18 protein-coding genes and 3 pseudogenes are annotated in these 24,599 nt (G+C 57.5%); 8 read left to right on the top strand and 13 right to left on the bottom strand.

Annotated elements, in window-relative coordinates; all coding sequences use genetic code 11:
* Positions 1–74: 74 nt before the first annotated feature.
* On the bottom strand, positions 75–1,448 hold the full coding sequence (locus ACN9M3_RS14845; protein ID WP_426323413.1) for a diguanylate cyclase: 1,374 nt from the start codon (positions 1,446–1,448) through the stop codon (positions 75–77).
* Between the two features lie 188 nt (positions 1,449–1,636).
* Here ACN9M3_RS14845 and ACN9M3_RS14840 point away from each other — a divergent pair, with 188 nt between their 5' ends.
* Together ACN9M3_RS14840 and ACN9M3_RS14835 are read left to right on the top strand one after the other, a co-directional pair.
* Positions 1,637–2,620, top strand: a complete 984-nt coding sequence (locus tag ACN9M3_RS14840; RefSeq protein ID WP_426323411.1) for an SDR family oxidoreductase — start codon at positions 1,637–1,639, stop codon at positions 2,618–2,620.
* Positions 2,621–2,622: 2 nt separating this feature from the next.
* Entirely contained in the window at positions 2,623–3,618 is a 996-nt protein-coding gene (locus ACN9M3_RS14835; RefSeq protein WP_426323409.1) for a Ku protein, read from the top strand.
* A gap of 95 nt (positions 3,619–3,713) precedes the next feature.
* Here the strand turns inward: ACN9M3_RS14835 and ligD are convergent, their stop codons facing one another.
* A complete protein-coding gene (ligD, locus tag ACN9M3_RS14830) occupies positions 3,714–6,164 on the bottom strand; it encodes a DNA ligase D (RefSeq protein WP_426323407.1) in 2,451 nt (816 codons plus the stop codon).
* 190 nt (positions 6,165–6,354) lie between these two features.
* Here ligD and ACN9M3_RS14825 point away from each other — a divergent pair, with 190 nt between their 5' ends.
* Positions 6,355–6,738, top strand: a complete 384-nt coding sequence (locus ACN9M3_RS14825; RefSeq protein WP_426171798.1) for a hypothetical protein — start codon at positions 6,355–6,357, stop codon at positions 6,736–6,738.
* Positions 6,739–7,504: 766 nt separating this feature from the next.
* Here the strand turns inward: ACN9M3_RS14825 and ACN9M3_RS14820 are convergent.
* Positions 7,505–8,761 (bottom strand): IS256 family transposase, encoded by a 1,257-nt coding sequence (locus tag ACN9M3_RS14820; protein WP_426323405.1) that lies wholly within the window; start codon positions 8,759–8,761, stop codon positions 7,505–7,507.
* A gap of 274 nt (positions 8,762–9,035) precedes the next feature.
* On the opposite strand from ACN9M3_RS14820, the gene tnpA (ACN9M3_RS14815) reads away from it, so the two are divergent.
* The 3 genes from tnpA (ACN9M3_RS14815) to tnpC (ACN9M3_RS14805) are packed head-to-tail and all read left to right on the top strand — an operon-like array spanning position 9,036 to position 11,229.
* Positions 9,036–9,326 (top strand): IS66 family insertion sequence element accessory protein TnpA, encoded by a 291-nt coding sequence (gene tnpA / locus ACN9M3_RS14815; protein ID WP_426323403.1) that lies wholly within the window; start codon positions 9,036–9,038, stop codon positions 9,324–9,326.
* Positions 9,326–9,667, top strand: a complete 342-nt coding sequence (tnpB, locus tag ACN9M3_RS14810) for an IS66 family insertion sequence element accessory protein TnpB (RefSeq protein ID WP_426323401.1) — start codon at positions 9,326–9,328, stop codon at positions 9,665–9,667. The genes tnpA (ACN9M3_RS14815) and tnpB (ACN9M3_RS14810) overlap by 1 nt, the downstream gene beginning before the upstream one ends.
* A gap of 59 nt (positions 9,668–9,726) precedes the next feature.
* On the top strand, positions 9,727–11,229 hold the full coding sequence (gene tnpC, locus ACN9M3_RS14805) for an IS66 family transposase (protein ID WP_426323399.1): 1,503 nt from the start codon (positions 9,727–9,729) through the stop codon (positions 11,227–11,229).
* 26 nt (positions 11,230–11,255) lie between these two features.
* On the opposite strand, the gene tnpC (ACN9M3_RS14800) is transcribed toward tnpC (ACN9M3_RS14805), so the two are convergent.
* The 4 genes and pseudogenes from tnpC (ACN9M3_RS14800) to ACN9M3_RS14785 form a co-directional block, all read right to left on the bottom strand.
* Positions 11,256–12,803 carry an IS66 family transposase gene (tnpC, locus tag ACN9M3_RS14800; RefSeq protein ID WP_426323397.1) on the bottom strand — a complete coding sequence of 516 codons (1,548 nt, stop codon included), beginning with the start codon at positions 12,801–12,803 and terminating at the stop codon, positions 11,256–11,258.
* Positions 12,804–12,833: 30 nt separating this feature from the next.
* Positions 12,834–13,181: an IS66 family insertion sequence element accessory protein TnpB gene (gene tnpB / locus ACN9M3_RS14795; protein WP_426317946.1), complete on the bottom strand. Its 348-nt coding sequence runs from the start codon at positions 13,179–13,181 to the stop codon at positions 12,834–12,836.
* Positions 13,178–13,561 (bottom strand): IS66-like element accessory protein TnpA, encoded by a 384-nt coding sequence (tnpA, locus tag ACN9M3_RS14790; RefSeq protein WP_426323758.1) that lies wholly within the window; start codon positions 13,559–13,561, stop codon positions 13,178–13,180. Before tnpA (ACN9M3_RS14790) ends, tnpB (ACN9M3_RS14795) begins: the two co-directional genes overlap by 4 nt.
* Positions 13,562–13,653: 92 nt before the next feature.
* Positions 13,654–13,805 (bottom strand): annotated as a pseudogene (locus ACN9M3_RS14785) (DUF1153 domain-containing protein); the annotation flags it as partial.
* A 44-nt stretch (positions 13,806–13,849) separates the two neighbouring features.
* Between ACN9M3_RS14785 and ACN9M3_RS14780 the strand changes: the two are divergent.
* Positions 13,850–14,139, top strand: a pseudogene (locus tag ACN9M3_RS14780) (integrase core domain-containing protein); the annotation flags it as partial.
* A gap of 391 nt (positions 14,140–14,530) precedes the next feature.
* Here ACN9M3_RS14780 and ACN9M3_RS14775 read toward each other — a convergent pair.
* From ACN9M3_RS14775 to ACN9M3_RS14765, 3 genes are all read right to left on the bottom strand, one after another.
* Positions 14,531–21,670, bottom strand: coding sequence for a polymorphic toxin-type HINT domain-containing protein (locus ACN9M3_RS14775; protein WP_426323395.1), 7,140 nt, complete (start codon positions 21,668–21,670; stop codon positions 14,531–14,533).
* Positions 21,671–22,164: 494 nt separating this feature from the next.
* Positions 22,165–22,500 carry a hypothetical protein gene (locus ACN9M3_RS14770; protein WP_426323393.1) on the bottom strand — a complete coding sequence of 112 codons (336 nt, stop codon included), beginning with the start codon at positions 22,498–22,500 and terminating at the stop codon, positions 22,165–22,167.
* A gap of 556 nt (positions 22,501–23,056) precedes the next feature.
* Positions 23,057–23,395, bottom strand: a complete 339-nt coding sequence (locus ACN9M3_RS14765; protein WP_426323391.1) for an IS66 family transposase — start codon at positions 23,393–23,395, stop codon at positions 23,057–23,059.
* Between the two features lie 105 nt (positions 23,396–23,500).
* On the opposite strand from ACN9M3_RS14765, the gene ACN9M3_RS14760 reads away from it, so the two are divergent.
* Positions 23,501–23,977 (top strand): hypothetical protein, encoded by a 477-nt coding sequence (locus ACN9M3_RS14760; RefSeq protein ID WP_426323893.1) that lies wholly within the window; start codon positions 23,501–23,503, stop codon positions 23,975–23,977.
* Here the strand turns inward: ACN9M3_RS14760 and ACN9M3_RS14755 are convergent.
* The 3 genes and pseudogenes from ACN9M3_RS14755 to ACN9M3_RS14745 form a co-directional block, all read right to left on the bottom strand.
* On the bottom strand, positions 23,910–24,086 hold the full coding sequence (locus ACN9M3_RS14755; protein ID WP_426323389.1) for an integrase core domain-containing protein: 177 nt from the start codon (positions 24,084–24,086) through the stop codon (positions 23,910–23,912). The genes ACN9M3_RS14760 and ACN9M3_RS14755 overlap by 68 nt on opposite strands.
* 13 nt (positions 24,087–24,099) lie before the next feature.
* Positions 24,100–24,214 (bottom strand): annotated as a pseudogene (locus ACN9M3_RS14750) (IS3-like element ISBcen22 family transposase); the annotation flags it as partial.
* Between the two features lie 87 nt (positions 24,215–24,301).
* On the bottom strand, positions 24,302–24,595 hold the full coding sequence (locus ACN9M3_RS14745) for a hypothetical protein (protein WP_426323387.1): 294 nt from the start codon (positions 24,593–24,595) through the stop codon (positions 24,302–24,304).
* Between the last annotated feature and the right edge of the window lie 4 nt (positions 24,596–24,599).

Raw genomic sequence — 24,599 nt, 5'->3', positions numbered from 1 at the left:
TATCACACGCGGATGACGATCGTCATCTATCTATCGTGCTTTGCGGCGGCTTGCCAGGGCGAGCCGCCGGCTTTTTAGCGTGCCATGGCCAGTTCGACGCAATTGCGCCCTGCCCGCTTGGCGCGGTGCAGCGCGGCCTCCAGCCGCGTCACCAGCTCGGAAGCACCTTCGTCGGGAGCCAGCTGGGCCACGCTGAAACTGGCCGTGACGGTATCGCCGCCGGGCAGCTCGGTGGCGGCGATCGTCTCGCGCAATTCTTCAGCCAGCTTGTAGGCATCGATCGCCACGGTGTGCGTGGCGATGATCATGAATTGTTCGCCGCGCATGCGCGCTATCGTGTCCGAATTGCGCAGGCGCGACTGCACCGTGGCAGACAGCACGGCCAGCGCACGGTCGCCCGTCGTATAGCCATGCAGTTCATTGATGGTGCGGAAGCCATCGAGGTCGAAAGCGATCACCGCCAGCGGCACGGCGTAGCGGCGCGCACGCCGGATTTCCCCGTCCAGCACCTGTTCGCCCTGGCGCCGGTTGGATACGCCTGTCAAGCCATCGAACGGGGTGATCTGGGTGATTTCCAGGCCCAGCGCATTGTTCTGTTGGCGCAGGTCGCTCATCACCATGCCAAAGCTGATCAGTTGTGCGGCTGAACCGAAGCAGCTGAAATGCTCGCGGCTCATGACCAGCGGCCGGTCGAACAGCATGCAGATGGCGCCCAGCAACGGACCGCCGGGTTCGCCGCGCAAGGGGAAGGCCAGCAGCATGTGCACGCCCTGCTCTTCCAGCATTTCCGTCAGCTCCGTGTCCCCCGTTTTGGACGGCGCATCGAGCAGCACCATTTCGCCGCGCCGCACAGGCGCTTCCAGCAGTTCATCGCGGCCCCCCAGCACTTCCTTGATATCGAGGTCGACGCGCCCATCCTGGGCCACCAGCCGCAGCGCGCCCTCGTCGACCGCCTGCAGCAAGGATGCATGGCAAATACCGGGATAGCTGCACAACGCATTGCAGATGCGGGCGCCCATCCGTTCCATTTCTTCCGAACCGTAGAGTGCACGCTGCAAGCTGCGCTGGATCGCCAGCAAGTCATTCAGGTCCGCTTCCAGGTCCAGCAAATGCTGCTGGGCCGACGCCTTGGTGTTGGCGGCAGGCGCCAGCAGCGCGGCCACGGCTTCGCTGAGGTCGTCCGGTGCGATGGGTGTGATGCGATAAGCCAGCGGTCCTTGCGCCATCAGCTCAGCCATGGTCGAGGAGCGGGTGTAGGGGCACAGCACCAGCACCGGCGCGCCGGCGCGGCTACGCACCAGCGCCGCCAGCTCATTGCCGGCCGCCATCGCAGGGCCATCGAGGTCGATGATGAGCAGGGAAATCTTGTTATGCGCCATCGCATGGCGTGCGCTGGCAATGCTGTCCGCAGTCAGCAAGCGATCGAACGACTCAGCGCAAGCGGTCATGAATTCCTGGCGTCGCGCAGGATCGGGATGGAGGAAAAGGCCGGTACGGTGACGTCGGCCCGCAGCAGTAGGCATTGGGTTAGTTTGCCACAAGTTCACTGCAGACAACATCCCTATTTATGTGTGGGAGCGCACGGTTAGCAACGTTGCTGCGGCGAATACTGGACTTCCGAGCACAGGAGGAAGTCATGGGCAATTCGCAACAAAAGACTGGCGCGGGCAGCGAACAGCGCACCGTCCAGCAAGAACAGGACCAGCGCGACGCGGCCAAGCCAAAGGCCGAGGAGCAGAAACAGCCGGCACAGGCCGGGACGCACGAATTCCCGGCGCCGCCGCTGCCCGGGCAGCACCTGGAAAAGCCCGGCCTTGAACACCAGATGCAATTGAAGCCGCAATTCATGGCGCCCGGCTATTGCGGCAGCGGCAAGCTCGCCGGCATGGCTGCCGTGATTACGGGCGGCGACTCCGGCATCGGACGCGCGGTCGCAGTGCTGTATGCCCGCGAAGGCGCGGATGTCGCGCTGGTCTACCTGGCCGAGGAACAGCAGGATGCGGACGAAACCAGGAAATACATCGAGGCCGAAGGGCAGCGCTGCCTCCTGATTCCAGGCGATGTACGCGACCCTGCCTTCTGCCGCCATGCCATCGACGAAGTCCTGCGGGGCTTCGGCAAGGTCGACATCCTGGTCAACAACGCCGCCTTCCAGGAGCATGCCGGCTCGCTCGAGGACTTGTCGGAAGAGCGCTTCGATCTGACCATGAAGACCAATATCTACGGCTACTTCCACATGGCAAAGGCGGCGCTGCCGCATATGAAAAGCGGCAGTTCGATCCTGAATACCGGCTCGGTGGTAGGCCTGCGCGGCTCGAAAAAACTGCTGGACTACTCGACCACCAAGGGCGCGATCCACGCCTTCACGATGTCGCTGGCATCCAACCTGCTCGAGAAAGGCATCCGCGTCAACGCGGTGGCGCCCGGTCCGGTGTGGACGCCCCTGAACCCGGCCGACCAGTCGCCCGACAAGATCAAGGAATTCGGCGCGCAGACCGATATGCATCGCCCTGCGCAGCCGGAAGAGATTTCGCCGGCCTTCGTCTTCCTGGCAGCGCCTTCGTGCGCCAGCTATATCACCGGTATCGTCTTGCCGATCACCGGCAGTATCGGAGAGTAAAGATGGCACGAGCACTCTGGAAAGGCGCAATCAGTTTCGGCTTGGTGCACATCCCGGTGGAGTTGCACAAGGCGGTGGAGTCGCACGACCTTGACCTGACCATGCTGGACAAGCGCGACTTCTCGCCGATCGGCTTCAAGCGCTACAACAAGGGCACCGGCAAGGAAGTCACCTGGGACAATATCGTCAAAGGCTACGAGTATTCGGATGGCGAGTACGTGGTGCTCAGCGACGAAGACTTGCGGCTGGCGAACCCGAAGGCGACGCAGACCATCGACATCATGGCCTTCGTCGATGCTGATTCAGTGCCGCTGACGTTCTATGAAACGCCCTACTACCTCTCGCCCGGACGCGGCGGCGACAAGGTTTACGCCCTGCTGCGCCAGACACTGAGCAAGGCGGGCAGGATTGCGATTGCGACAGTCGTGATCCGCACGCGGCAGCACCTTTGCGCGCTGGTCTCGGTCGGCGACGGCATCATCATGAACACGCTGCGCTACGCGACCGAAATCCGCAATCCCGAAGACCTCAAGCTGCCGGGCGATTCCGGCATCACCGACAAGGAGCTGAAAATGGCCCTGTCGCTGGTCGAGGAAATGAGCGAAAAGTGGAATCCCAAGGGATACCACGACACTTACCGCGAAGACGTGCTCAAGCTGGTCGAGAAAAAGGTCAAAGCCGGACAGACCCACACGCTGACCGAGCCGACTGGCGAAGCGCCGGTGCCGAAAGCCAGCAACGTGGTCGACCTGGTCGCCCTGCTGAAGCAAAGCCTTGGATCGAAAGGCCGCACGGCAGCCCCTGCTGACGAGGAGGAAGACGAGGAAGAGGCAGCGCCACGCGCACCGCGCGCGCGTCGCAGTACCAGCACAGGCGCAAGCAAGACCCGCAGCTCAAGTTCCTCGCGCTCTACGTCATCGGCGAAACCCGCCGCCAAGCGCACCAGCGCAGCCAAGTCCGCCGCCAAAACAAGCAGCCCCCGTCGAAAAGCCGCCTGAACACAGTTCGCAAGTCAGCGGCCAACAAAAATCGGGTCTGACCCTTGGGTCAGACCCCGATCGCACGTTGCCGCGTGCCGTAACAGGCTCCCCAGTTACTCGACAGCCCCGATCGCCTTCATCGCCGGCGCCAGGCCAACGGCGGCCTTCGCATAATCCGCCCACGGCGCATTGCCGACATCCAGCCGCGTATGCGCGGTTGCAACCGTCCAGTGATCGCCGCCGCGCAAGGCGGCTAGTTCATCCCAGGCCACAGGCACCGAAATCCCAAGCCCGGGCCGCGCGCGGGCCGACCACGCGGCCACGGTGGTCGCGCCACGCCCATTTCGCAGGTAGTCAATGAAGATTTTGCCAACCCGGTTCTTCGGCCCGCTCTTGAAGGCGAACCTGTCCGGCAGCGTCGTCGCCATGTGCTCCACCACCTGCTTGCTGAAGGCTTTCACCGTATCCCAATCGTAGTACGGCTTGATCGGCACCACCACGTGCAGCCCCTTGCCGCCGCTGGTCTTGAGGAAGCACGGCAGCCCCAGTTCATCCAGGAAGGCATGCACCAGTTGCGCCGCTTCCTGGATCTGCGACCATTCGACGCCGCTGCCGGGGTCGAGGTCGAACAGGATGCGGTTTGGTTTCTCGTAAGTGCGGCCGAACGCGTTCTGCGTGTGGAATTCGATCACATTGAACTGGGCGGCCGCCAGCAGGGCCTGGGTGGTGGCCACTTCCAGCATCGGCGGGTGGTCGGGGTCTAGCTCGCGGGGAAACTCCTTCAGTCCACGCAGCTTGCTGACATCGGCGTGCTTCTGGAAAAACAGCTCGGAGCCAACACCTTCCGGTGCGCGCAGCAGAGCCACGGGGCGCCCCTTGGTGTGCTCCAGCATCAAGTCGGCGACCAGGGCGTAATAGCGCACCATGTCGATCTTCTTCATGCCGCTGGCCGGGTCGACCAGCCGGTCCGGATTGGTGACTTTGAGTGAGGCGGGCAGTTTGCTTTGCACGGTTTCCTCCTCCACGTGGGCTGGCACTTCGCGACTGATTTCACCGGCCTTTTTATCCTTGCGCAGGCCCTGGAATACGGAATGACGGATCGACCCGCCGCGCGTCCATTCGCCGAAGCTGACTTCCGCCACGAGCTGCGGCTTGACCCAGTGCGCCTTGCGGGCAATGGCCTTGCTGGCGGCGAATGGGCTTTCTTCTGCCTTCAGGCGCTTCAGCTTGTCCGCAAGATCGCGCAGGGTCTTGTCATTGAAACCCGTGCCGACGTTGCCGGCGTAATGCAGCTCGCCATCCTTGCCATAGACGCCGAGCAGCAGAGAACCGATCCCGGTGCGGCTGCCCTGCGGGTCAGTGTAGCCGCCGATGACGAACTCCTGCCGCTGCGCGCATTTGAGCTTGATCCAGTCACGCGAACGACGCTCGGTGTAGGTAGAGTCGCGGCGTTTACCGATGACGCCTTCAAGCCCCATCTTGCAGGCAGCGGCCAGCATTTCGTCGGGAGAAGCCTGCAGGACGGCGCTCAGGCGCACCGTGTCGCCCTTGACCTTGGCCATTGCCGCCTCCAGCCTGGCGCGGCGCTCATCGAGCGGCAGGCCGCGCAAGTCCTCACCGCCAAGGTAAGGCGCATCGAACAGGAAGTAGACGATATCCTTCGCACGCTGGCCATCGAAGGCTTGCTGCAACAGGCCGAAATCAGGGCGCCCCTCTTCGTTGTGGACCACGATTTCGCCGTCGTACCAGCCGTCCGGCAGCCTGGCCTTGGCCAGCGCTGCACGCAACGGTTCGAGCTTGTGCGTCCAGTCGTTGCGGTTGCGGGTATGCAGGGTGATGTCTCCGTCTTCGATGCGGGCCAGCAGTCGGTAACCGTCGTATTTGACTTCGAACAGCCAGTCTTCGGGTGTCGACGGCGGACCGTCGACCAACGTCGCCAGCTCCGGTTCAAGCTCCGCAGGCAGGCGTTTGATGCGCGGCGCCGCCGCGCGCTCGGCGACCGGCGCCGCAGCCGCTGCGCCAAGCGATTTGACGCTGTCAGGCATTTCATCGACGACGCTGAACTCAGCGGCAGGACGCACGTATTCGTCCTTCTCCTTGATCAGCAGCCACGGCTCTTTGTCCTCGCCTTTACCGCGCATGCGAACCAGGGCCCAACGGCCGTGCATCTTGTGGCCGTGCAGGTTGAACACCAGCTTGCCCGCCCGGTAGCCCTTGCGCGGGTCGTCGACCGGCTCCCAAGTGCCGCGGTCCCAGATGATTACCTTGCCAGCGCCGTACTGTTTTTCGGGAATGGTGCCTTCGAACTCGTTATACGAAATCGGATGGTCCTCAACGTGCACCGCCATGCGCTTGTCATGGGTGTCGTAGCTGGGGCCTTTCGGCACGGCCCAGCTTTTCATCGTGCCGTCGAGCTCCAGGCGGAAATCGTAGTGCAGGCGACGCGCCCAGTGTTTCTGGATAACGAAGGCCAGCCGCCCCCGTCCAGGCTGGCCTCCCCCTGCGGGTTCCGGCGTAATGCTGAAGTCCCGCTTCGCCTTGTAACTCTTGAGTGCGTCCTTCATGTAAGCACTGTACGGGCAGCGCCGCGCCGGCACGGTTATCTGCCGCACTTTGTAAGCAGTTTTGGCAGATGTAACCATGTGTAAAGGCCGTCAACTAGCGCGGCTTTGGCATCGTTTTTAGGCTCAGTGACACGGCAATAGTGCACGACACCCCAAACGATTTACCCAATTCTCTCCGAGGAGCTTGACCATGAAGAAGACCATCGCCACCCTGATCGCCGGCCTGTTCGCAACCGCTGCCTTCGCCCAAGCCCCGGCTGCCGGCGGCCACGCAGCCAAACCTGCCGCTGCCCCGATGCCTGCTGCTACCGCAGCCGCTCCGGCAACGCCAGCAACTCCAGCTGTTCCAGCTACCCCGGCGGTTCCTGCTGAAAAAGGCAGCAAGGCGACTCCTGCAACTCCTGCTACCCCAGCCGTAGCTGCGACCCCAGCCTCCTCGGCCACCGCTGCCGCCCCGGCCGCATCGCACGAGCACTCCAGCGCCACCAAGGAAGTGAAAAAGACCAAGCACTCCAAAAAAACCGCTGCATCCAAAGAAGTAGCCGCTGCCAAGGAAGCCGCACCGGCTAAGTAATCCACGCCGCCGATTCCCCAGCCGCCAGCGCGCCTCCCGAATCCGCCTCCAAACCGGAATGGCGCGCTGGCCGAGCGGGGACCAATCGCGGCATCTTTCTCCCGGCCTGGCAGGGTTCTCCGCTGACCAGGCGGGCTTTTTTGCCCCTACCCTGCTGGGCACTGTCTCATTGGCATTCGTTGACAACCGATACGGGCAATCCTTTGAGGCCTCGTACTAGTGCCAATTTTTGTTTAAATCTGGGCGATTCGAATCGAACCTTATTCCTTTACGGAAGAACGGAAAGTTGGTAAACCCATTCGTACCCACTGGAATTACATGGTGGCGCATCTCCATCCGAACTTCCGGTAACTATCGAGACTTCTTTTCCTGCGGCTAGCGCCGTCAATGCAATTGCCAACATTTGCTTCCTTTGAGCAGAAACATTATCTCCTTCGCTGATGACGAAAAACGGTGATGGGCCGCATCCATGCCATGAAGCTCCCTGAAACCTTATTAGCGTTTGGTTCCCATGAACAACTTTAATCTCTGCAATCTTGTCCTTCTGAGACCAAGCGTATGCGTTTGAAGTGAAAAGGGATGCAGCTAACGCATAGCAGTAGAACGCGTTTCTCAATTTTAATACTCCCATTGTTGGCTAACGTTTAACTTGAGATAACTGGCGCGCACTGCGCGTCCAGTTCATTGGAGGGTTGGATGCAGCACTGCGCGGACGAAGAGATGCCGAGGACCTGTCAGGAATTTTGTGTGCCGGGGTCGCGGTTAATTAATTGATCGCGTTGGTAAAGCGTTCCCCAAACAGGATGGCAAATTGATTGGCGGCCATCTTCCAGGTCCGCTGCGGCATCTTCCAATCTTTTTCGATATTGCGCAAGGCCAGGTACAGCAATTTCGTCGCTGCCTCGTCGTTCGGGAAGTGCCCGCGATTCTTGACGATCTTCCGCAAGCGCATGTGCAGGCTCTCAATGGCGTTCGTTGTGTAAATGATTGAGCGTACTTCGGGCGGGTAGGCAAAGAAAGGGATCACCTGCTCCCACTGGCGGCGCCACATGGCCACCACTGTCGGGAAACGCTGGCCCCAAGGGCCTGCTGCAAAGGCGTCTAGCGCCGCCGCAGCCGCGTCAGCGTTGGCAGCCTGGTAGATTGGCTTAAGCGCCGCTGCAAGCTCTTTACGGTCCTTCCACGACGCCAGCGTCATCGAGTTGCGAATCAGGTGCACGATGCAGGTCTGGATATGCGCCTGCGGGAACACTGCCTCAATCGCTTCGGGGAAGCCGCGCAGGCCGTCAACGACGGCAATCAGAATGTCTTCCAGACCACGATTACGCAGCTCGTTAAAGACTTTCAGCCAGAACTTGGCGCCTTCTGTTTGTTCGATCCAAAGGCCCAGCACTTCCTTGCGGCCATCGGCCCGAATGCCCAGCGCCAGGTACACGGCCTTGTTCTTGACGGTGCCCTCATCGCGGATCTTCAGGCGCAGTGCGTCAAAGTAGACGATTGGGTACATCGCTTCCAGTGGGCGTTGCTGCCACTGCGCCACTTCGTCCATGACCTCGTCGGTGATAGTAGAGATCAGGTCAGGCGACACCTCGGTACCATACAGCTCCAGCAGGTGCGCCTGGATTTCGCGAACCGTCATGCCACGGGCATACATGCCGATTACATGGTCGTCAAAACCCGGCATACGGCGTTGGTGCTTGGCGACCAACTTGGGCTCGAAACTGGAAAGACGGTCACGCGGGATCTCTAGTTCCAGCTCGCCGCCTGGTGCCAGCACGGTCTTGCGGCTCTTTCCATTTCGGTGGTTCTTGGCGTCGCCTTCGGTGGCGAGATGGTGGGTCAATTCAGCCGTCAGCATGCGCTCGGCCAGCATTTTCTTCAGCTGGCCGGCAAGGCCCGATTCACCCAGAATGGACTCGGCGTCCTTGTTCTCGACCTGGGCCAGCAACTGGTCGATCAGTTCAACGGGGAGTGGATACTGCTTCTTTGTCTTTGGCTTCTTAGTGGTCATTACGTCGGTCATGGACAATCCCTTTCGGTATTATTTCATGACCCCGGATTCACACTAAAATTCTGACAGGCTCGATGCCGAACGCTCAAATTCAAAATGTCGCCTCGCCCCATCCGAAGATCATTTAAAAAAACACAAGATGTTATCGCAATACGCCAGCCTTTGTCGAAGCAAAATTCAAGGCTACTGACCGACAGCACCTGCAAGACCTGAGTAAGCGTCCAGCCCTACCACCTGTAATTTCCAGCTGAACGGTTCAATACTCCTGTCTTTTTGGGAGGCAGGAATGTCGGGACAAGATAAACGGCAACTGTGGCAAGAACGGTTAGACGCATGGCGAGCCAGCGGCGAATCGATGCGTAGTTTTTCGGCTCGCCAAGGCTGGGCACCGCGCCAATTGGCATGGTGGAAGAAGCGCCTGGCAGAAGCAGCGGCTGAACCGATGCCGCTGCTGCCGGTAAAACTGAAGGCAGTCGTGGCAGCCGGCCCGATTCGCCTTGCCGGCCCGAATTGGTCGCTCGATTTGCCCAGCACCACGCCAGCAGCGTGGCTGGCAGAATTGCTGCGCAGTCTGTGATGCAGTTGCAGGCGAACGCGGTCTGGCTGGCCACACAGCCGGTTGACATTCGCGCCGGAATTGACCGGCTGTCGCTGCATGTGCAGCAGGCGCTTGGCAAGGCCCCTTGCGATGGCACGGCCTACGTCTTTGCCAACCGGCGCCACACGCGCCTGAAGGTAGTGTGCTGGGACGGCAACGGCGTGTGGATGTGCGTGCGACGCCTGCATCGCGGCCAGTTCGTTTGGCCGCAAGCCGGTGACACCAGTTGGGAGCTGACGGTCGAACAATGGCAATGGCTGGTGGCCGGTGTGGACTGGCAGCGCTTGTCGGCACCGGCGCCGTTGCAATGGTGTTTGTGAAGCGGTACGTATACTGTTTTGCTTGTGGGCGCTGACTGCGCCCAGTAGACTGTGCCCCCATGAATCTGCTCGACGAACTGGCCCGCAATAACACCGACCCGGCACTGGTCGCGCAGGTGCGCGCGTTGATGGACCAGGTGGCGCAGCAAGGCCAGGCAATCGGCGAGAAGGATTTCAAGATCAAGGCACTGACTCACGAGTTGGCCTACTACCGCCGCATTCAGTTTGGCAAGAAGAGCGAAGCCTTGACCGGCGAGCAGCGCGAGCTATTTGAGGAAACGGTCGATGCCGATCTGGCCGCCATGGAAGACGAATTACAGGGTTTGCAGGGCAAGGCGCCTGCGCCGCCTCGCAGCAACGCCGGCCGCAAAGCGTTGCCGCCTGAATTGCCGCGCTTTCAGCACCGTCATGAACCGGAATCTTGCCAGTGCGAGGCGTGTGGCCGTGAACTGGTGAAGATCGGCGAAGACATCAGCGAGCAGCTGGATGTTGAACCGGCGCGTTTCTTCGTGCATCGCCATATTCGCCCGCAATATGCTTGCCGAGGCTGCGAAATGATAACGGCGGCGCCGGTTCCGCCAGCGGTGATCGATGGCGGCATGGCCGCGCCTGGCCTGCTGGCCTGGGTGGCGGTCAGCAAATTCGCTGATCATCTGCCACTGTACCGCCTGGAACAGATCGCGGCGCGCCAGGGTGTTCCGCTGGCACGCTCCACGCTGGCCGAGTGGGTGGGCAAACTGGGCGTGGCGCTGCAGCCACTGAGTGAGCGCCTGGCCGAACTGCTGCGGCAGCGGCCATGTCTACATGCCGACGAAACTCCGGTGCGGCAGCTCGATCCCGGCCAAAGAAAAACCAAGCACGCGTACCTGTGGGCGTATCGATCCAACGCGCTCGACGAAGGACCGCCCATCATCGTGTTCGACTACCAGACCGGCAGGGCTGGCAGTCACGCGCGCGCTTTCCTTGAGGGATGGCGCGGCCATCTCATGGTGGACGACTATGCAGGCTACAAGGCGCTGTTTGCCGACGGCGTCACCGAACTGGCATGCCTGGCGCACATTCGCCGAAAATTCTTTGAGCTGCATGCTACCAACGGCAGCCCGATTGCAGCGGAGGCGCTGCGCCGCATCGCGATCCTATATGCCGTTGAACAGCAGGCCGCAGGCCAGCCGGCGGCGGTTCGCTTGCAACCTCGCCAGCAATTGGCGTTGCCAGCACTGACGGAACTGCAAGCATGGCTGCAAAGCACCCAGAAAACCGTGGTAACAGGCAGCGGCACCTGCAAAGCCATCGAGCATGCACTCAAGCGCTGGCCAGCTGTCATGCGCTACATCGAACACGGCGCGCTACCGATCGATAACAACGCCGTCGAAAATGCGATTCGGCCAATCGCAATCGGCAAAAAGAACTGCCTATTTGCTGGCTCGGAGCGCGCCGGCCGACGCGCTGCCGCCATTCAAACTTTGCTTGGTACTGCCAAGCTCAATGGACTCGACCCGCTGCATTGTAAGCGTCCGTTCAATACCGTATTGAATGAAGCGCCTACTTCCCTGATGATGTGAACACACCGCTGGGAAGCGGCGTGTAGTTAATTGGAAGGTGCGAGCTGCGCCGCGCAGTTCCAAGGCAGGAACTCGTTAACGCGGTTGACGGGGTGGTCGGCGATGTGGGCCAGCACATAGCGCAGCCAAGCTTCGGGGTCGACACCGTTTAGCTTGGCCGTGCCGATCAGCGCATAAATGGCGGCTGCGCGTTCGCCGCCGCTGTCTGCACCGGCAAACAGGTAGTTGCGGCGACCCAGGGCAACGCCGCGCAGGGCGTGCTCTGCGGCCGAGTTGTCGATCTCGATCTGGCCATCATCGCAATAGCGGGTCAGCGCTGGCCACAGCTTGAGCGAGTACGTGATGGCAGCGGCCGTGTCGGACTTGTTCGACAAGGTGGTGAGCGTGGCGCGCAGCCAGCGTTCAAGATCGTCCAGCAAGGGGCGTGCGCGCAGCAATCGAGCGTCGCGCCGCAGATCCGGTGGCTGGCCCTGGATCTCGGCTTCAATGGCATAGAGCGCGCCGATACGCCGCAACGCCTCGGTGGTCACGGTCGATGGCCGTGCCACATGCAGGTCATGGAATTTGCGTCGCGCGTGCGCCCAGCACGCGGCTTCGCGTACCTGGCCGCTGTCGAAGATGGCATCGAAGCCGGCATACGCATCGGCCTGAAGGACGCCTTTAAATTGGGCCAGGTGGGTTTGCGGGTGGATGCCTTTGCGATCTGGGCTATAGGCAAACCAGACAGCCGGCGGCACCGCCGATGCGCTGGCACGATCATCGCGCACATAGGTCCACAGGCGTGCCGTGCGCGTTGTACCGTTTCCCGGTGCAAGCACCGGAATTGGGGTGTCATCAGCATGCAGCTTGGTGGCGGCAAATACGTGGCACCGAACCGCATCAACCAAGGGGCGCAGCAAGCTGCTAGCGGCGCCAACCCAATTGGCCAGCAGCGAACGATCCAACTCGATGCCTTCGCGCGCATAGATCACGCTCTGGCGATACAGCGGCAGGTGGTCAGCGTACTTTGCCACCAGCACGTGAGCCAGCAGGCCAGGGCCAGCAATCCCTCGTTGCACCGGCCGACTTGGCGCAGGTGCCTGCACGATGACGTCGCAGCAGCTGCAGGCCAGCTTCGGACGCACGTGGCGGACCACGCGGAAGCTGGCTGGCACATATTCCAACTGCTCCGATACATCCTCGCCAAGGTGGCGCAAGCCGCCGCCGCATGCCGGGCAGGCATCTACCTCCGGGGTATGCACGCATTCATCGCGTGGCAGATGATCTGGCAACGGCTTGCGCGCCGCCTTGCGGCGCGCTGGCGGGTTGGACTCTGGTTCGGCCTCTTCGGCGGCGCCCGTTTCAGCCTCCAGGTCTTCCAACTTCAACTCCAGCTGCTCGATCTGGCGTTCCAACTTTTCGGAACGGCGGCCAAACTGCATGCGCTGCAGTTTGGCGATCAACAGCTTCAGGTGTTCAATCTCTGCCGCGCGGGTGTCGAGCTGCGCCGTCAGGCGCTGCACTTGCTCGTCGCGCGCCAACAGCATTGCCTTCAGGGCGGCAATGTCGTCAGGGAGATCGGTGGCGGTCAGCATGCGTCTCAGTTTACGAGAATGCTGTCATGTTTACAAGGCCGACTGTGGGCGCCAAGTTCGCTCGGGCCGGCGCCAGTCAATGCCTTCCAGTAGCATCGACAACTGCGCCTGCGTCAGTGCCACACTGCCGCTGCTGGCCTGTGGCCAGATGAAGCGGCCATGCTCAAGCCGTTTGGCCAACAGGCACAAGCCGTCGCCGGTCCACCACAACAATTTGATCAAATCACCGCGCCGGCCACGGAACACAAACACGTGGCCGCTAAATGGATCTTCCGCCAGCGCGGTCTCTACCTTCGCAGCCAGGCCGTTGAATCCGCTGCGCATGTCGGTGGTGCCGGCCGCCAGCCAGACTTTGGTTCCCGCCGGTAGGCCGATCATCGCAGCACCCGATCCAGTATTTGCGCCAACGTAGAGGGATCTGCTTGACCGTCAATGCGCAATCTCACACGCCCAATCTCCAGCGTCATGGCACCGGTGTTGGGCTGTTCCGGCACTTGCGCTGTTGTTGGCGCCGCCAACATCACCGGCAGCAACGCAGCCTCCTGCGTTGACCCATCGGGCACCGGCAGTTCCGCCTCGAACAACTTGCGCCAACTGAATACCTGGTTTGCGTTCACGCCGTGTTCGCGCGCTATGCGAGCGACCGAGGCGTCAGGCTCCAAGGTCAACGCGACGAGCCTGCGCTTGAACTCAAGGGAATGGCGCCGGTATGTACCTCGCGGAGCGCGCTGAATGACTGGTTGAGAATTTGTGTCCATAATCAAATTTGTGGGCACAACTGCTGTGCCAAAATTCAATCATGGCTGGGACCTGCTAGACGGTCCAGACGGTGGTGACTGTACGCTTACGCCTCGTCGATCCATTCCTCGATTTCGGAGGGCGGCATATCGAAGGCACGACTGGCCTCGGCAACCGCCGTCTTTCCTTGGATGATTTCCGTCACCAGCGCCGCTTTGCGCTTCCCGCCCAGCGTTTTACTTCCTCTTCCATGACCATACTCACGTGATGTCCTTTCTGTATTATCACCTGAGCAGGAATTCACTCGGTCACTACACGAGATCGAGCACACAAAAACGAAAGTCCGGCACCCGCAGACCAATGGAATCTGCGAGCGCTTCCATAAGACCATCCTGCAGGAGTTTTACCAGGTAGCTTTTCGGCGAAGGATCTACCGGAGCATCGATGAACTGCAGGTGGACGTCGATGAATGGCTTCGCTACTACCACAACGAGCGCACGCATCAAGGCAAGATGTGCTGTGGCCGTCGATGTAAACTCTAATTGACGGAAATGAGACATGGCGCGATAAAATCGTCGCACCGAACGACGGAATTTGATCTGACAGCGCCGACGTCCAATCCGGGTCACTGTCCGATCAGATCGCGACCACTACACATAATCCGATCAAAATCTAACATGGCCGAATCAATAAGATTGAATGAGTGATTTGGTCTCCAAACAATCGAAACATACGAAAACGTATATCATGCCGCAGTCATCGAGTATGAACTCATCATTAATCGAATCGAGCTGAGCATAAAAACTCATAGTTTTTCCGCATGAGCACACTGGAGCAGTGTCGTTCTGTATGAAGTCTGGCTCACCTCCCAAACGGTGACGCTTTCCAATATCATCGCCAGCCCATTTAAAAGGAGGCAAGGTTCGGGCCTCCTCATTCAATGGCTCAGGCACCAATTTAAAAGGTGGGATTTTTCGCATATAAGTAAGTTATTGTTTATAGGGGTGAATTGGAAGATGCGCGATATTGTAATCAACCATCATTTGACCCAGTTTCTGATAGACCTGTGCTGCAGTCGCGTTTGGATTTTTGGCAATCCAATCCGCCCACTGTGCATTCCACCCCCCAGGCATATTTCCTAAACCTTTGCGGTGCAATCCAGTCTGGTGCGACAACTCACTGATTGTAACTGTGTGTTGATGAATATTAATTTTAAGTTTTGCAAAGAAGCTCTTAAACTGCTGTGGCAAAAGATGGTGGTCATGCATCACTGCTGGGGCAGGAAGCCTTGCCAAGCTTGAGACTGCCTGCGCCCCAAATTTGCAAGTGTTGTTGCAATTATGAACAAACGCCTTTTGTTTCCCGGCAAAGAATGTGTGGAAGTCTGCAACCGTAAAGTTATACGTAGTTTCACTGCGCCCCACCATTTCAAGTGAAACGACGAGCAGTGATCCTGCATCAAGATTCGCCAAGACCATGCCAGGCTGCAGATTCTCTGCATCTACCCAACCTTGGCCTTCAACCCAATAAGGATGATTGTCAGTCACCTCCATCGCTTCGAGCTTACCACTAACGTCACGAGTAGTCAGCTTAAAGAGAGGCTTGGGCTGCGTGATCATTAGCTGTGTTACCGGCTTTAACTTCGTTTCCCCACTATCGGGATTCCTCGCATAAACAAGTTGCCCTACCTTGATTTCCTCGATCGGAATCATTCCCGCTTCGGTTGCGATAGGTGTCCCAGCCGGGAAACAGCAACAAGCTTGAACTGCAGTTTCAGCTGCCAACCCAAATCTGCCCAGTCTTAGAGCGAGGCCTGTGGATGAGCCGCCTCCTGGCCAAGCGGGCAAGACCTTATCGAAGATGAATTCTCCAAGTGTTTCGTTCGAGTTCTTCGTGTCGCGCCATCCAGCCTTAAATTCCTGCCCCATAGTGCTAATGAACTGTCCGAAAGCGCTTTGTTCAAAACGGGAGGCAATTCCACCACTACCAGCATAAGTCGGGCTTTGAACAGTCATGCTCGTGACATCCTTCGGTGCCTTACCGGCCTTCGATGGATCGGGCGCAGCTGGCGTTGCCGGACCAGGAAGGGGAGACGGTTTCGGATCATTCCTTATGGCGCTATAGTTAAATTGGAAGCACCAAGTGCTGCAATTCGTACTTCCGGACCCGCTAGTCGGCTGCCAAGGATTGTTATAGGCGACCTGCCAAACTTGACCGTAAACAGGGTCAAATCCTGTGGGATCAGTATAGGCCAGCGGATTATTAATCACATAACTATACCGATTAAGTGATTGTCCATTAAATGGATCCGTCACATGCGGATCGGCGCTGAGGAAGCGCGCTGTATTTGGGTCGTAAACCCGTCCATTCATGTGCACCAAATCAAGCTGATCCAGCATTTCATGCCCGGTATACCCGCTGGTATCGGGCATCCCATTGAGAGAAATGGGCATCCCGGCTTCATTCAAACGACGCCACTTGCCCCACACATCGTAAGACATGCGCTCTTTAACCGCGCCCCTGATGTCGGTCAAAGCAACAGTACTTCCCAGATGATCGACATGCGACCAAAGCAATTCGGTTGCAGCGTTCGGACGGTCGATCTCCAGACCAATTCCAGCAGGCCAATAAGTTTTCACCGTGTTTCCGTTCGCCGACGCGACGACCTCTTGGGGGCCTGCGTAAATGACATCTCCACTTTCGCCGCGATCCTGTCGTGTGCGTTGGCGCTCCGGGCCATAGGCAAACTTGCTCCAGTGTCCTGCCGCATCCGAAATCTTAGCCGGCATATCAAAGTCGGTCCATTCAGTTGTACGGCCAGCGCCAACCAAGACATTGCCGTTATCGTCGTAATTGAATGCACCTAACCCAGTGATGTTCGTCACTGCGTGCGGTTGCTTAACACCGTTGCCCCCAGGCGGATAGCTGTAGGTTCCTAAACCAGACTTGCTTGCAATGCTCCCATCGTCGTTATAGGTATAGCTTTGCTCTTGCGAAAGCACTTTACTGGATTTGACGCGATTTAAATTATCGTAAGAGAAGTCCTCGATGAAGCCAGCGTTCTCCCAATACTGCACACGCTTCTTAACATTACTTAGCTTGTCGTATTCGTACGAAACTTCCGTGCGACGGACGCCACCAGCACTGGTCTGGATAGAGGTCAACGTGCCAGTGTAGTCATTGAACGCTTTGGTTTCGATCAATCCATTGCCGAGCTTGGCCTCCCTCAGTCGATTCGCAGCATCTTGCTTGTTCACCTTCCAAAGCTCGAGGTCCCCACGCATTACGCGCTCGATGTAGCCCCATCCGTTGTAAAGCATATCGAAGCGCTTGGCAGTGTCGGCATTGCGCTGATATACCTGAGCCTTTGGTCGGCTCCAATCGTCGTATTCTGTTTTCTGCACATAGGTGCCGTCAGTGAGCCATTGCGTCACTTGTTTTGGCCGCGCCAATTCGTCATATTCATACGTGCGCCTGTAACCATCCTTGTTCGCGCCGACATATGCTTCAGCCAATTGGCCGATGCCGTTTGGTGCAGTGTCATAGATCCAATGACTTTCCAAATCAAATGAATAGCGCCCCGTCACACGGTCCAACATGTCGTACTCAGTACGTGTAGAGCGGCCCTTCCCTCGTTGGTTTGGCGATACTTCTTGCCACACTCGTCCCAATGCATCGACATCGTAGTGGATCCAACCCAGATCGGGGTCATTCAAATCCGTCTTACGGCCCAAGCGGTCATACGAGATCGTCGTTACGTTGCCAAGCGGATCAGTCACGCTGGCCAAGTCACCAAATGGACTATAGGTGTAGGTGGTTGACTTTCCGTTCGCGTCCTTAACCGACCGTATTTGACCAACCACATCCCTCTCGACGGTGCGCGAATACGTCATCGGATTGGTCTGAATCGTTTTATAGCCAACGTATTGCGTCTTGTTGACGGTTTCTGTTCCAGTCTCGTCCTGGCCGTAAACAAACTCCACGCGTCCCAATCCATCGTAAGCAAAACGTTTATCCAAATAACGCTGCTGATTGAGGTAGGTCGGTTGATACGTTCTTTCCAGGCGACCTTGAGAGTCATATTCTTTATCGGCGCGGATACGCGTACCGTCAAAGCCCCAAGTTTCAGCGGTAAGTACACGACCTTGAGCATCTGCATAGGCCAATAAAGGCGCATCAGTTCTATTGGCACCGTTGAAAGCATCCGTTATCTGAACAACTTTTGCGCCGCCAGGGCAGTCGCCCAAGCAACGCTTAAAGTAGCTCTGAACACGAGAGCCATTCTGGTCGTTGATTGTCGTTTTAATACGACCAAACCCATCCGGCACAGCACTAATCGATAGGCCGTTTGGGCCTTTCAGGCTGATGATGGCGCCAGTTCCGCCATCAAAACCAATGGTCTTCTGCTGGCCGAGCGCGTTCTTGACGGTCAAAGGGAAACGTCCTTTGCTCTCGTAATCGATGTCGCTAAGCACACGCGTTAGCGTCTGGTTCGAATGCTTCCAAGTCTGTTTGGTCTGCTTCACCAGACCGAACGTATTGCCCGTTCGGATGTAATCCGTCACAACACGGTAGCGGTCGCCTTCATCCCCCGCAGCATCGGGTTCGGTCGTCACTTTGCTAAGCAGGCCGTTAGGATCAAAGGCATAAGCAACTTTACGCGCCTCGCTAGTTTTCACACCCGCGACTGTACTTGATTGTGTCCGAGTAACTGAATCTGGCAATCCGATCAGCCACTTCGTTGCATTGTCTTGGTACGTGGTAGCGATCGTCGTAACGAACTCGTTGCCACCTCCACTACTCACAATTTTTTGGAGTTTAAGATTGCCATAGCTAGCGGCCGGTGTTTCCTCATAGGTGTTCGTTGTCGTGACTGTTCCAAGCTCTTGGCCGTACCAATCTCTTCGCGTTATGGCGCTTTCGCCTACATACGGAAACACGGTGCGAGCGCCGTTCGCATACGTGATTGTTTGGGACTTTAACGTATTCTTCTCTTCCGCCAATGCATTGTTGACCCGGCTGGACACCCATTTCGTTTCAACCTGCCCAATATGCGGCCAAATTTGTGAGTAAAGGCTGTCGGTTTGGATGCCATTTTCGACGTCCGTTGTTTTCACCCTGCCAAAACCCAGAACCCCACGACCTTGAAGGTTGATAGCTGGGGCTGAGTACTGATAAGTGTAGCTTCGCGAAACGGACGCTCCATTGCCATGCGTCGAGCGCTTGACAAGCTTTCCACTGAATGGCGACTGTGGTTGCGGATAGGGCCTGTCGTTTGTCGACCGGTTATCGTAACCCTGCTCTTCATACACCACAGAGTCTACGGCCCCTAGACCGTTCGTGACGCGATGAATTCGGTCAAGCGCTTGACCTGCGGGCGCAATATCCACAGGTGCATACACTTCCCATCGCCCATCTTCTACCCAGACATTGTTAACATATTTGCCAGAACGATACTTCACCAACTGTGAACGTCCTGTTCCCAGTAGATCCATGAAATAGAACTTATCTTCAGCCGTCACCTCGGGATCGATGTACTTGCCTAAAGGAAGGCCTGGACCCGCCCAATCCGTGCAAACCATGGACGCGTCAGACTTATCGGCTGCGGTCGAATCACCGGTAAGCCGGCACATTTGAAGTTGCCCCGATCGCGTCGCGATGCCGTCCACCATTGACTGTTTTTCGACCAGTATTCCTGGCATGCCGTCGCCGACAAAATTGCCAACGGAGTGAATCACAGAATAGCCCGTATCGCCCGGAGTCTCGGTGCGTGCGCCGCTGAATTTTCTGCGCACGTCGCAATCCAGTGATCGACCAGTGGACAAACAAACCGTAGTTTCAATTCGGTTGTACTTAAACCAGTCCTTAGTCTCGATATATCCAAATATGAGGCTGTTGTACCCCGAACCGTTAAAGTCAGCGGACAGACCGCCGCCCCGATATGGCCAATCAAACTGGTAATACGACGGGCACCATGCTCCCTGCACTGTGCAGGAGATCTCAGGATATACGTAGTCGGCGACCTGCGCGAGACGCTCCCCTGGCTTGCGGAACCCGGTAATTGCAACGCGCGGAGCAAGATTGGCCCAATATGGCTGTTGGATAGGATTCCCATTCTGATCGCGCTCAACATACATTGGTGCGGTCCACCGGGTATCATAAGGCTTACCCACGCCTGCGTAATCGACCATCTGCGTAAAGGCAACGTAGTCTCGCTGAGTGAAGCTCGCCGAGTTTGGATCACTAAATGTACTATTAAGTACCCGTTTAGGAGGGTCCGAGTCCTCCACACAAGAACTGCCAGTGCAAAGGTAAGCTTTGCCATTTGCATTGATTGGCGTGTAGTGTGAGGGGCGACCATCGCCGGTAACGTCCACTACGTAGGGCATTGCGCCGATTACGTTTTCGCCTTTGGCGGCCAAACTGCCATCGCAGTTGAAAACGAACTTCGAGACTCCCACCGAAAGCCTCTCTAGCCGAGCGAGCGGAGAAATACAAATCTTGGTCCCACTTGGCGTTGCGACCAGAATATCGGGCGCGCCATTGCCGTCAAAATCGCCAATTTCAAGTACAGCAAATGGTTCATCTGTACTCAGGCCATACATATACTTTGCAAAGCCGGCACTTAGGGAGCCACTATTGTGGTAGTACGCGTACTCCTTAAACAATGTACCGGGGGGAAAGGGATTTGCAACCGTTGCCATGTCAAATCCCGTCCCACTTGGCAACGGCGAGGCTTTGCGTTTCTCAAGAACGTCCGTCGCACCGTCGTTATTAAAGTCCGCGAAGGCGAAATAGTCGGCATGGTTAAGTGAGGCAGGATAATCGAGCCTCTGGTTTGTTGTCAGGATCGGCGCCCCGGCCCAATTGCCAATGAACTCAAAACCAGGTGTTTTGGATGGATCAGGTTGTCCCCAATCGAATTCAGTTTTTGGCAGACAGGTCTCACGCGCGCATCCCTGAACCGACTTCAACAGGCTACGACCACTACTCTTGCTGGCGATATATTCCAAGTTATACCGGCGAACTTCGTTCCATCCAGCCGGCACCAGCCCATTTGAGACAGGACCATCAAGGTTGTCACCAACATAGGTAACAATCCCGCTAAGGCGACTAACGAGGTCAATGCGAGTCTCATCCAGATAGCGCTTCCATTTGTCCGAGCGCGTGTCATCGTAGCCAAAGTGAACTGCAGCGTGTGGCGTGTTTGGGCCCGAAGCGCCCATGCCACCGTAGCGAATGACAGACGGGCGGTGTTCGCCGCGCGTCATGTTCTGGCTATATTCGAATTTGATGTAATTGCCGATTCTGTCTTCAATGCGGCCAATCGCCCAAGACTGCGCCCCCAGCTTACTTGCTCCATCGGGCTGTTTGCCGTTCACGCCGCTTTGCACAGGCTGCACGACAACTGCGACGGTAGCTGTACCGCCACCGTACGTCATGATTCGCCCGTCTTTCGTTTCAACCCTAAAAGTACGAGCGCCAATGCTGCCTAATGCAGTCACTCGACTGAATGTTTCTATCTCCGTTCGGTATTCGGCACCTTCCGACCAATAGTTATCGTCGGTTACCGCCTTGTTTACGAGGACCAGACGCTGACCGTCCAGGCAAAGACGATCAGAGGTCGTGAAGCTGACCCGATCATTAACGCCATCTTGAGCGATAGTTTTCGCGCAGCGCGTGATACTCGACAGCCCGCCGATAGACCACCCTACCCCGAGAAGGCCATTCTGAGTAGATCCACTATAGTTCAGCGATAGACTTGGCTGAAGACCTGCCGAACCAGGCGGCACAACAAGCGGAATGCTGTATGTTGCAGCCCCCCCGTTAGAGACTCCTAGTTCACCCGGCAGAGTTCCACCGTCTGGATCGTTCAGATGCGGTACCGAAAGATTCGCAAGCGTGATTTGTCCCGGAGTGCCGGTTCCCCCGCTCCCACTGCCGCCTCCTGTCCCACCACTTGGTGGCGTTGTCGAAGTCCCCGAATCATCGTCTAGCAATAGGCTAAAAATGGCATTCATCGCCGCTTTCACGGCAGTTGGATCGGAGCTCGGAATTGTCGTATCCGCCGCGATCACAGGCAGCATTAACGTCGCACAAATAAGCGCAACAAAGGTTTTCTTCAACATTGGGTTTAGGTTTTGTGAAGCGGTCGCTAGGGGCGATATAAGTATGACCGTAGTGGCAAGTTATGGCTCAGTATTGTTCAAGTCGACTGTCATTCGTCGACAAATAGCGAACGGACTCTCGAACCCCAACCGGTGCAACTATCGGCCTCAATCCTCACGTATTTGCCAGCCAAAAGAGCACCAAGAGCAGCGGCGTACACTTCCTTTCCGCCAGGTGACGAGAGTTCGAGCTTGTAGGTGTCTGTTTCGCAAGGGGCAGACAATTGGCCCACATAGATGTATACGACCGGACCAGCATCGTAGATGTAAGGACGCAGGCTTCGAATTTTTACAGCGGCGCCTGTTGGCTCCGCAAATGCGCCAGCAGACGCAAGACTGAGTGCTACAGCAACTAGCAACGAACTTTTAGATTTAAACATCGGCGAATCGGTATAACGAGGTTTGAATGAAGCCCGAATTCTGGGCGTGCTGGGCTAGGCAATGAGCAGACTGTTCTATTTGATCAAAATAATGGACTGGATCTTGGTGCCCCATCCGGTGCAGCCACTATTTACCGCCTCAATGCGGACAGATTTATCCGTTACCAACGCGGTTAACGCAGCTGCGTACGCCTCTTTGGCGCCAATCCATGAGAGGTCGATCACGTAGCCCTGCGTTTCGCACGGCTGGTTAGCTTGGCTTACTTCAACATAGATATTTCCGCCGGCGGGCGTGTTATACGGGCGAAGGCTCACAATCTTCACGGGATCCCCGGTTGGCTCTGCAAGCGCGGATGCACCAAACATGCTCGCAAATCCCATGAGCGCTAACGACAACAGTTTCCTCTCCATCTTGTATCTCTTTGTAAGATCGCTGGGCTTTTTAGCTCTTCAAGCAACGAATGTGGACAAATGGCTAATTGTAACAAAATATATTCATTTTGGGCAACAAGCATTAGCGCAGACACATCGCAACTGGGCCACAGTGGCCGTGATTTCTAATGGCATCGTCTTACAGAACGGATCTTCTTTCAGAAGCGGTGCTCGCCAGGAATTCTGCAGGGTTAGAGCTATACGCCTGTTGTGTCTGGCCTACCGTAAAAGCGGGACCAGATGCCGGGACTGCACAGGGCGCAGCAGTCAGGCGAGCCTGCGAACTGGCTGATCCGGACAGCTCATAACCGCGGTATGGCCGATGGCGGAAAGCTTTGGGATCACACACGGCTGATGCCTCCCATCGAACCAATCGAACTACCGTCGTCTACTGGCTCGACGTCAAAGCACGGTAAGCGGCCAGCCCGACCACTCTAGGCAGTATCACTAAGACTGCGTAGAGTTCGGGAATGGCAGCAACGAATCGAACTGGCTGTTTGGGCACGTCGGGAGACGTAGCGCGCCGGCCGGCGCGCTACGAGCCAGCGAAGAGCCAGTTCTTCTTTCCAATGGCGATCGGGCGGATCGCGCTTTCGACGGCGTTACTGTCGATCGGGAAGGTGCCCAAGTCCACGTAGCACACCAGTGCCGGCCAGCGCTTGAGTACATGCTCAATGGCTTTGTGAGTGCCACTGCCAAGCGCTACCGCCGGTTGCATCGCCAGGAGCCAGGCATGCAGGTCTGCCAGTGCAGGCAGGGCCTGCAACCGGCCAAGCTGCAGCCATTCCTCGGGCATCAAGCTGACAGCCTGTCGTTCGATGGCGTACAGGGCATCGATCCGCTGCAGCGCATCGGCCGCCACTGGGCTGCCCATTGGCAGCGTGCAGGTCGAAAGATTTCCTCCGCACGTGCGGATGGGCGGCCCCTCATCGAGGCAGTTGAAGCGATAAGCCCACAAGCAGGCTTGCCGTGTGTTCCCTTGGCCGGGTTCGAGTTAGCGCACCACTGGCGTTTCATCGGCATGACGGCACGGGCGATGCCGCACCAACTGCGCCAGCCGGTCGCACAGCGGCCGCAGAGCCACGCCGACTTTGCCAAGCCATTCAGCCAGCGCAGAGCGCGCCAACGTCACGCCTTGGCGAGCCGCGATCTATTCCATCCGGTTCAGCGGCAAGTGATCGGCGAATTTGCTGATCGCCACCCACGCCAAAAGGCCCGGCGCTGCCATGCCGCCGGCAATCAACGCTGGTTGGACGCTTACCCACACTCGGCTGATGTCCCCATCGAACCAATCGAACTTACCGTCGATAATTGGCTAGACATCAAAGCACACGCGGCACTGTTCCGCTTGGATTTCATGGACTTTTTGCGGCCGCGAATTTGGTCGGCTAACGGCCTTTTCCCAACTCTTCAGCGACCGGTCTCCGAGCGAAGTCTTTTGAAGTTTCGGCCTTGAGAGTCATGTGAGGCCGGATCTCATTGTAGTCCACGCGCCAGGTCTCCACGACCGCTTGAACCTCGGCCAGGGAACTGAACCAATGGACGTTCAAGCAGTCTAACCGCATATTGCTTCTACCCTCGATAGAAGGTCTGTTCAGAAATGCCGAGTTCCGGACGATATCGCCGACCGACATACCCAAGTCGGCTTGCCCAGAACGGCTATTTGTTCCGCAGGAGAATGTTTTCGCTTCATGCTCATCCTCCATCGCTAAGGAATTATTGACCAAAAAACTCGCGTTCAAAAGCGTCTAACTTTACCAAAGCAGATCAGTAGCAGGCCCTAGCGTTCAAATACCCAGTCAGGAAACGCGTCATTCTCTGCATAAAACAAAAGCAGCGCAGACCGCTCTTCTACTGTTGGCGGTTTATCGCCAAAGACTTCCAGAGCCTCCTTGGCTGTAATGACCTCTAGAAAGTAACTCAATCCGATCGACCGAATTGATTCGGGAACCCTACATTCCGAATCCAAATGACCAATCTCAGCTCGGGCTGAATGATTCCAAGGCTTTTCGGCAAAGATGACCTCGTCATCACCGAGCTCTTCAAAATTCTCCAGGATTTCTCCCAAGTTCATTTCA

Source organism: Pseudoduganella sp. R-43, from assembly GCF_049913255.1.
GTDB lineage: Bacteria > Pseudomonadota > Gammaproteobacteria > Burkholderiales > Burkholderiaceae_D > Rugamonas.
Note: the sequence above shows the minus strand (reverse complement) of the source record. Positions and strands in the feature narration are given on the sequence as shown.

Bases quoted from the DNA above. Each gene is read 5' to 3' on its own strand.
- ACN9M3_RS14845 (WP_426323413.1), bottom strand. From the start codon at position 1,448: ATGACCGCTTGCGCTGAGTCGTTCGATCGCTTGCTGACTGCGGACAGC.
- ACN9M3_RS14840 (WP_426323411.1), top strand. From the start codon at position 1,637: ATGGGCAATTCGCAACAAAAGACTGGCGCGGGCAGCGAACAGCGCACC.
- ACN9M3_RS14835 (WP_426323409.1), top strand. From the start codon at position 2,623: ATGGCACGAGCACTCTGGAAAGGCGCAATCAGTTTCGGCTTGGTGCAC.
- ligD (WP_426323407.1), bottom strand. From the start codon at position 6,164: ATGAAGGACGCACTCAAGAGTTACAAGGCGAAGCGGGACTTCAGCATT.
- ACN9M3_RS14825 (WP_426171798.1), top strand. From the start codon at position 6,355: ATGAAGAAGACCATCGCCACCCTGATCGCCGGCCTGTTCGCAACCGCT.
- ACN9M3_RS14820 (WP_426323405.1), bottom strand. From the start codon at position 8,761: ATGACCGACGTAATGACCACTAAGAAGCCAAAGACAAAGAAGCAGTAT.
- tnpA (WP_426323403.1), top strand. From the start codon at position 9,036: ATGTCGGGACAAGATAAACGGCAACTGTGGCAAGAACGGTTAGACGCA.
- tnpB (WP_426323401.1), top strand. From the start codon at position 9,326: ATGCAGTTGCAGGCGAACGCGGTCTGGCTGGCCACACAGCCGGTTGAC.
- tnpC (WP_426323399.1), top strand. From the start codon at position 9,727: ATGAATCTGCTCGACGAACTGGCCCGCAATAACACCGACCCGGCACTG.
- tnpC (WP_426323397.1), bottom strand. From the start codon at position 12,803: ATGCTGACCGCCACCGATCTCCCTGACGACATTGCCGCCCTGAAGGCA.
- tnpB (WP_426317946.1), bottom strand. From the start codon at position 13,181: ATGATCGGCCTACCGGCGGGAACCAAAGTCTGGCTGGCGGCCGGCACC.
- tnpA (WP_426323758.1), bottom strand. From the start codon at position 13,561: ATGGACACAAATTCTCAACCAGTCATTCAGCGCGCTCCGCGAGGTACA.
- ACN9M3_RS14775 (WP_426323395.1), bottom strand. From the start codon at position 21,670: ATGTTGAAGAAAACCTTTGTTGCGCTTATTTGTGCGACGTTAATGCTG.
- ACN9M3_RS14770 (WP_426323393.1), bottom strand. From the start codon at position 22,500: ATGGAGAGGAAACTGTTGTCGTTAGCGCTCATGGGATTTGCGAGCATG.
- ACN9M3_RS14765 (WP_426323391.1), bottom strand. From the start codon at position 23,395: ATGGGCAGCCCAGTGGCGGCCGATGCGCTGCAGCGGATCGATGCCCTG.
- ACN9M3_RS14755 (WP_426323389.1), bottom strand. From the start codon at position 24,086: ATGCGGTTAGACTGCTTGAACGTCCATTGGTTCAGTTCCCTGGCCGAG.
- ACN9M3_RS14745 (WP_426323387.1), bottom strand. From the start codon at position 24,595: ATGAACTTGGGAGAAATCCTGGAGAATTTTGAAGAGCTCGGTGATGAC.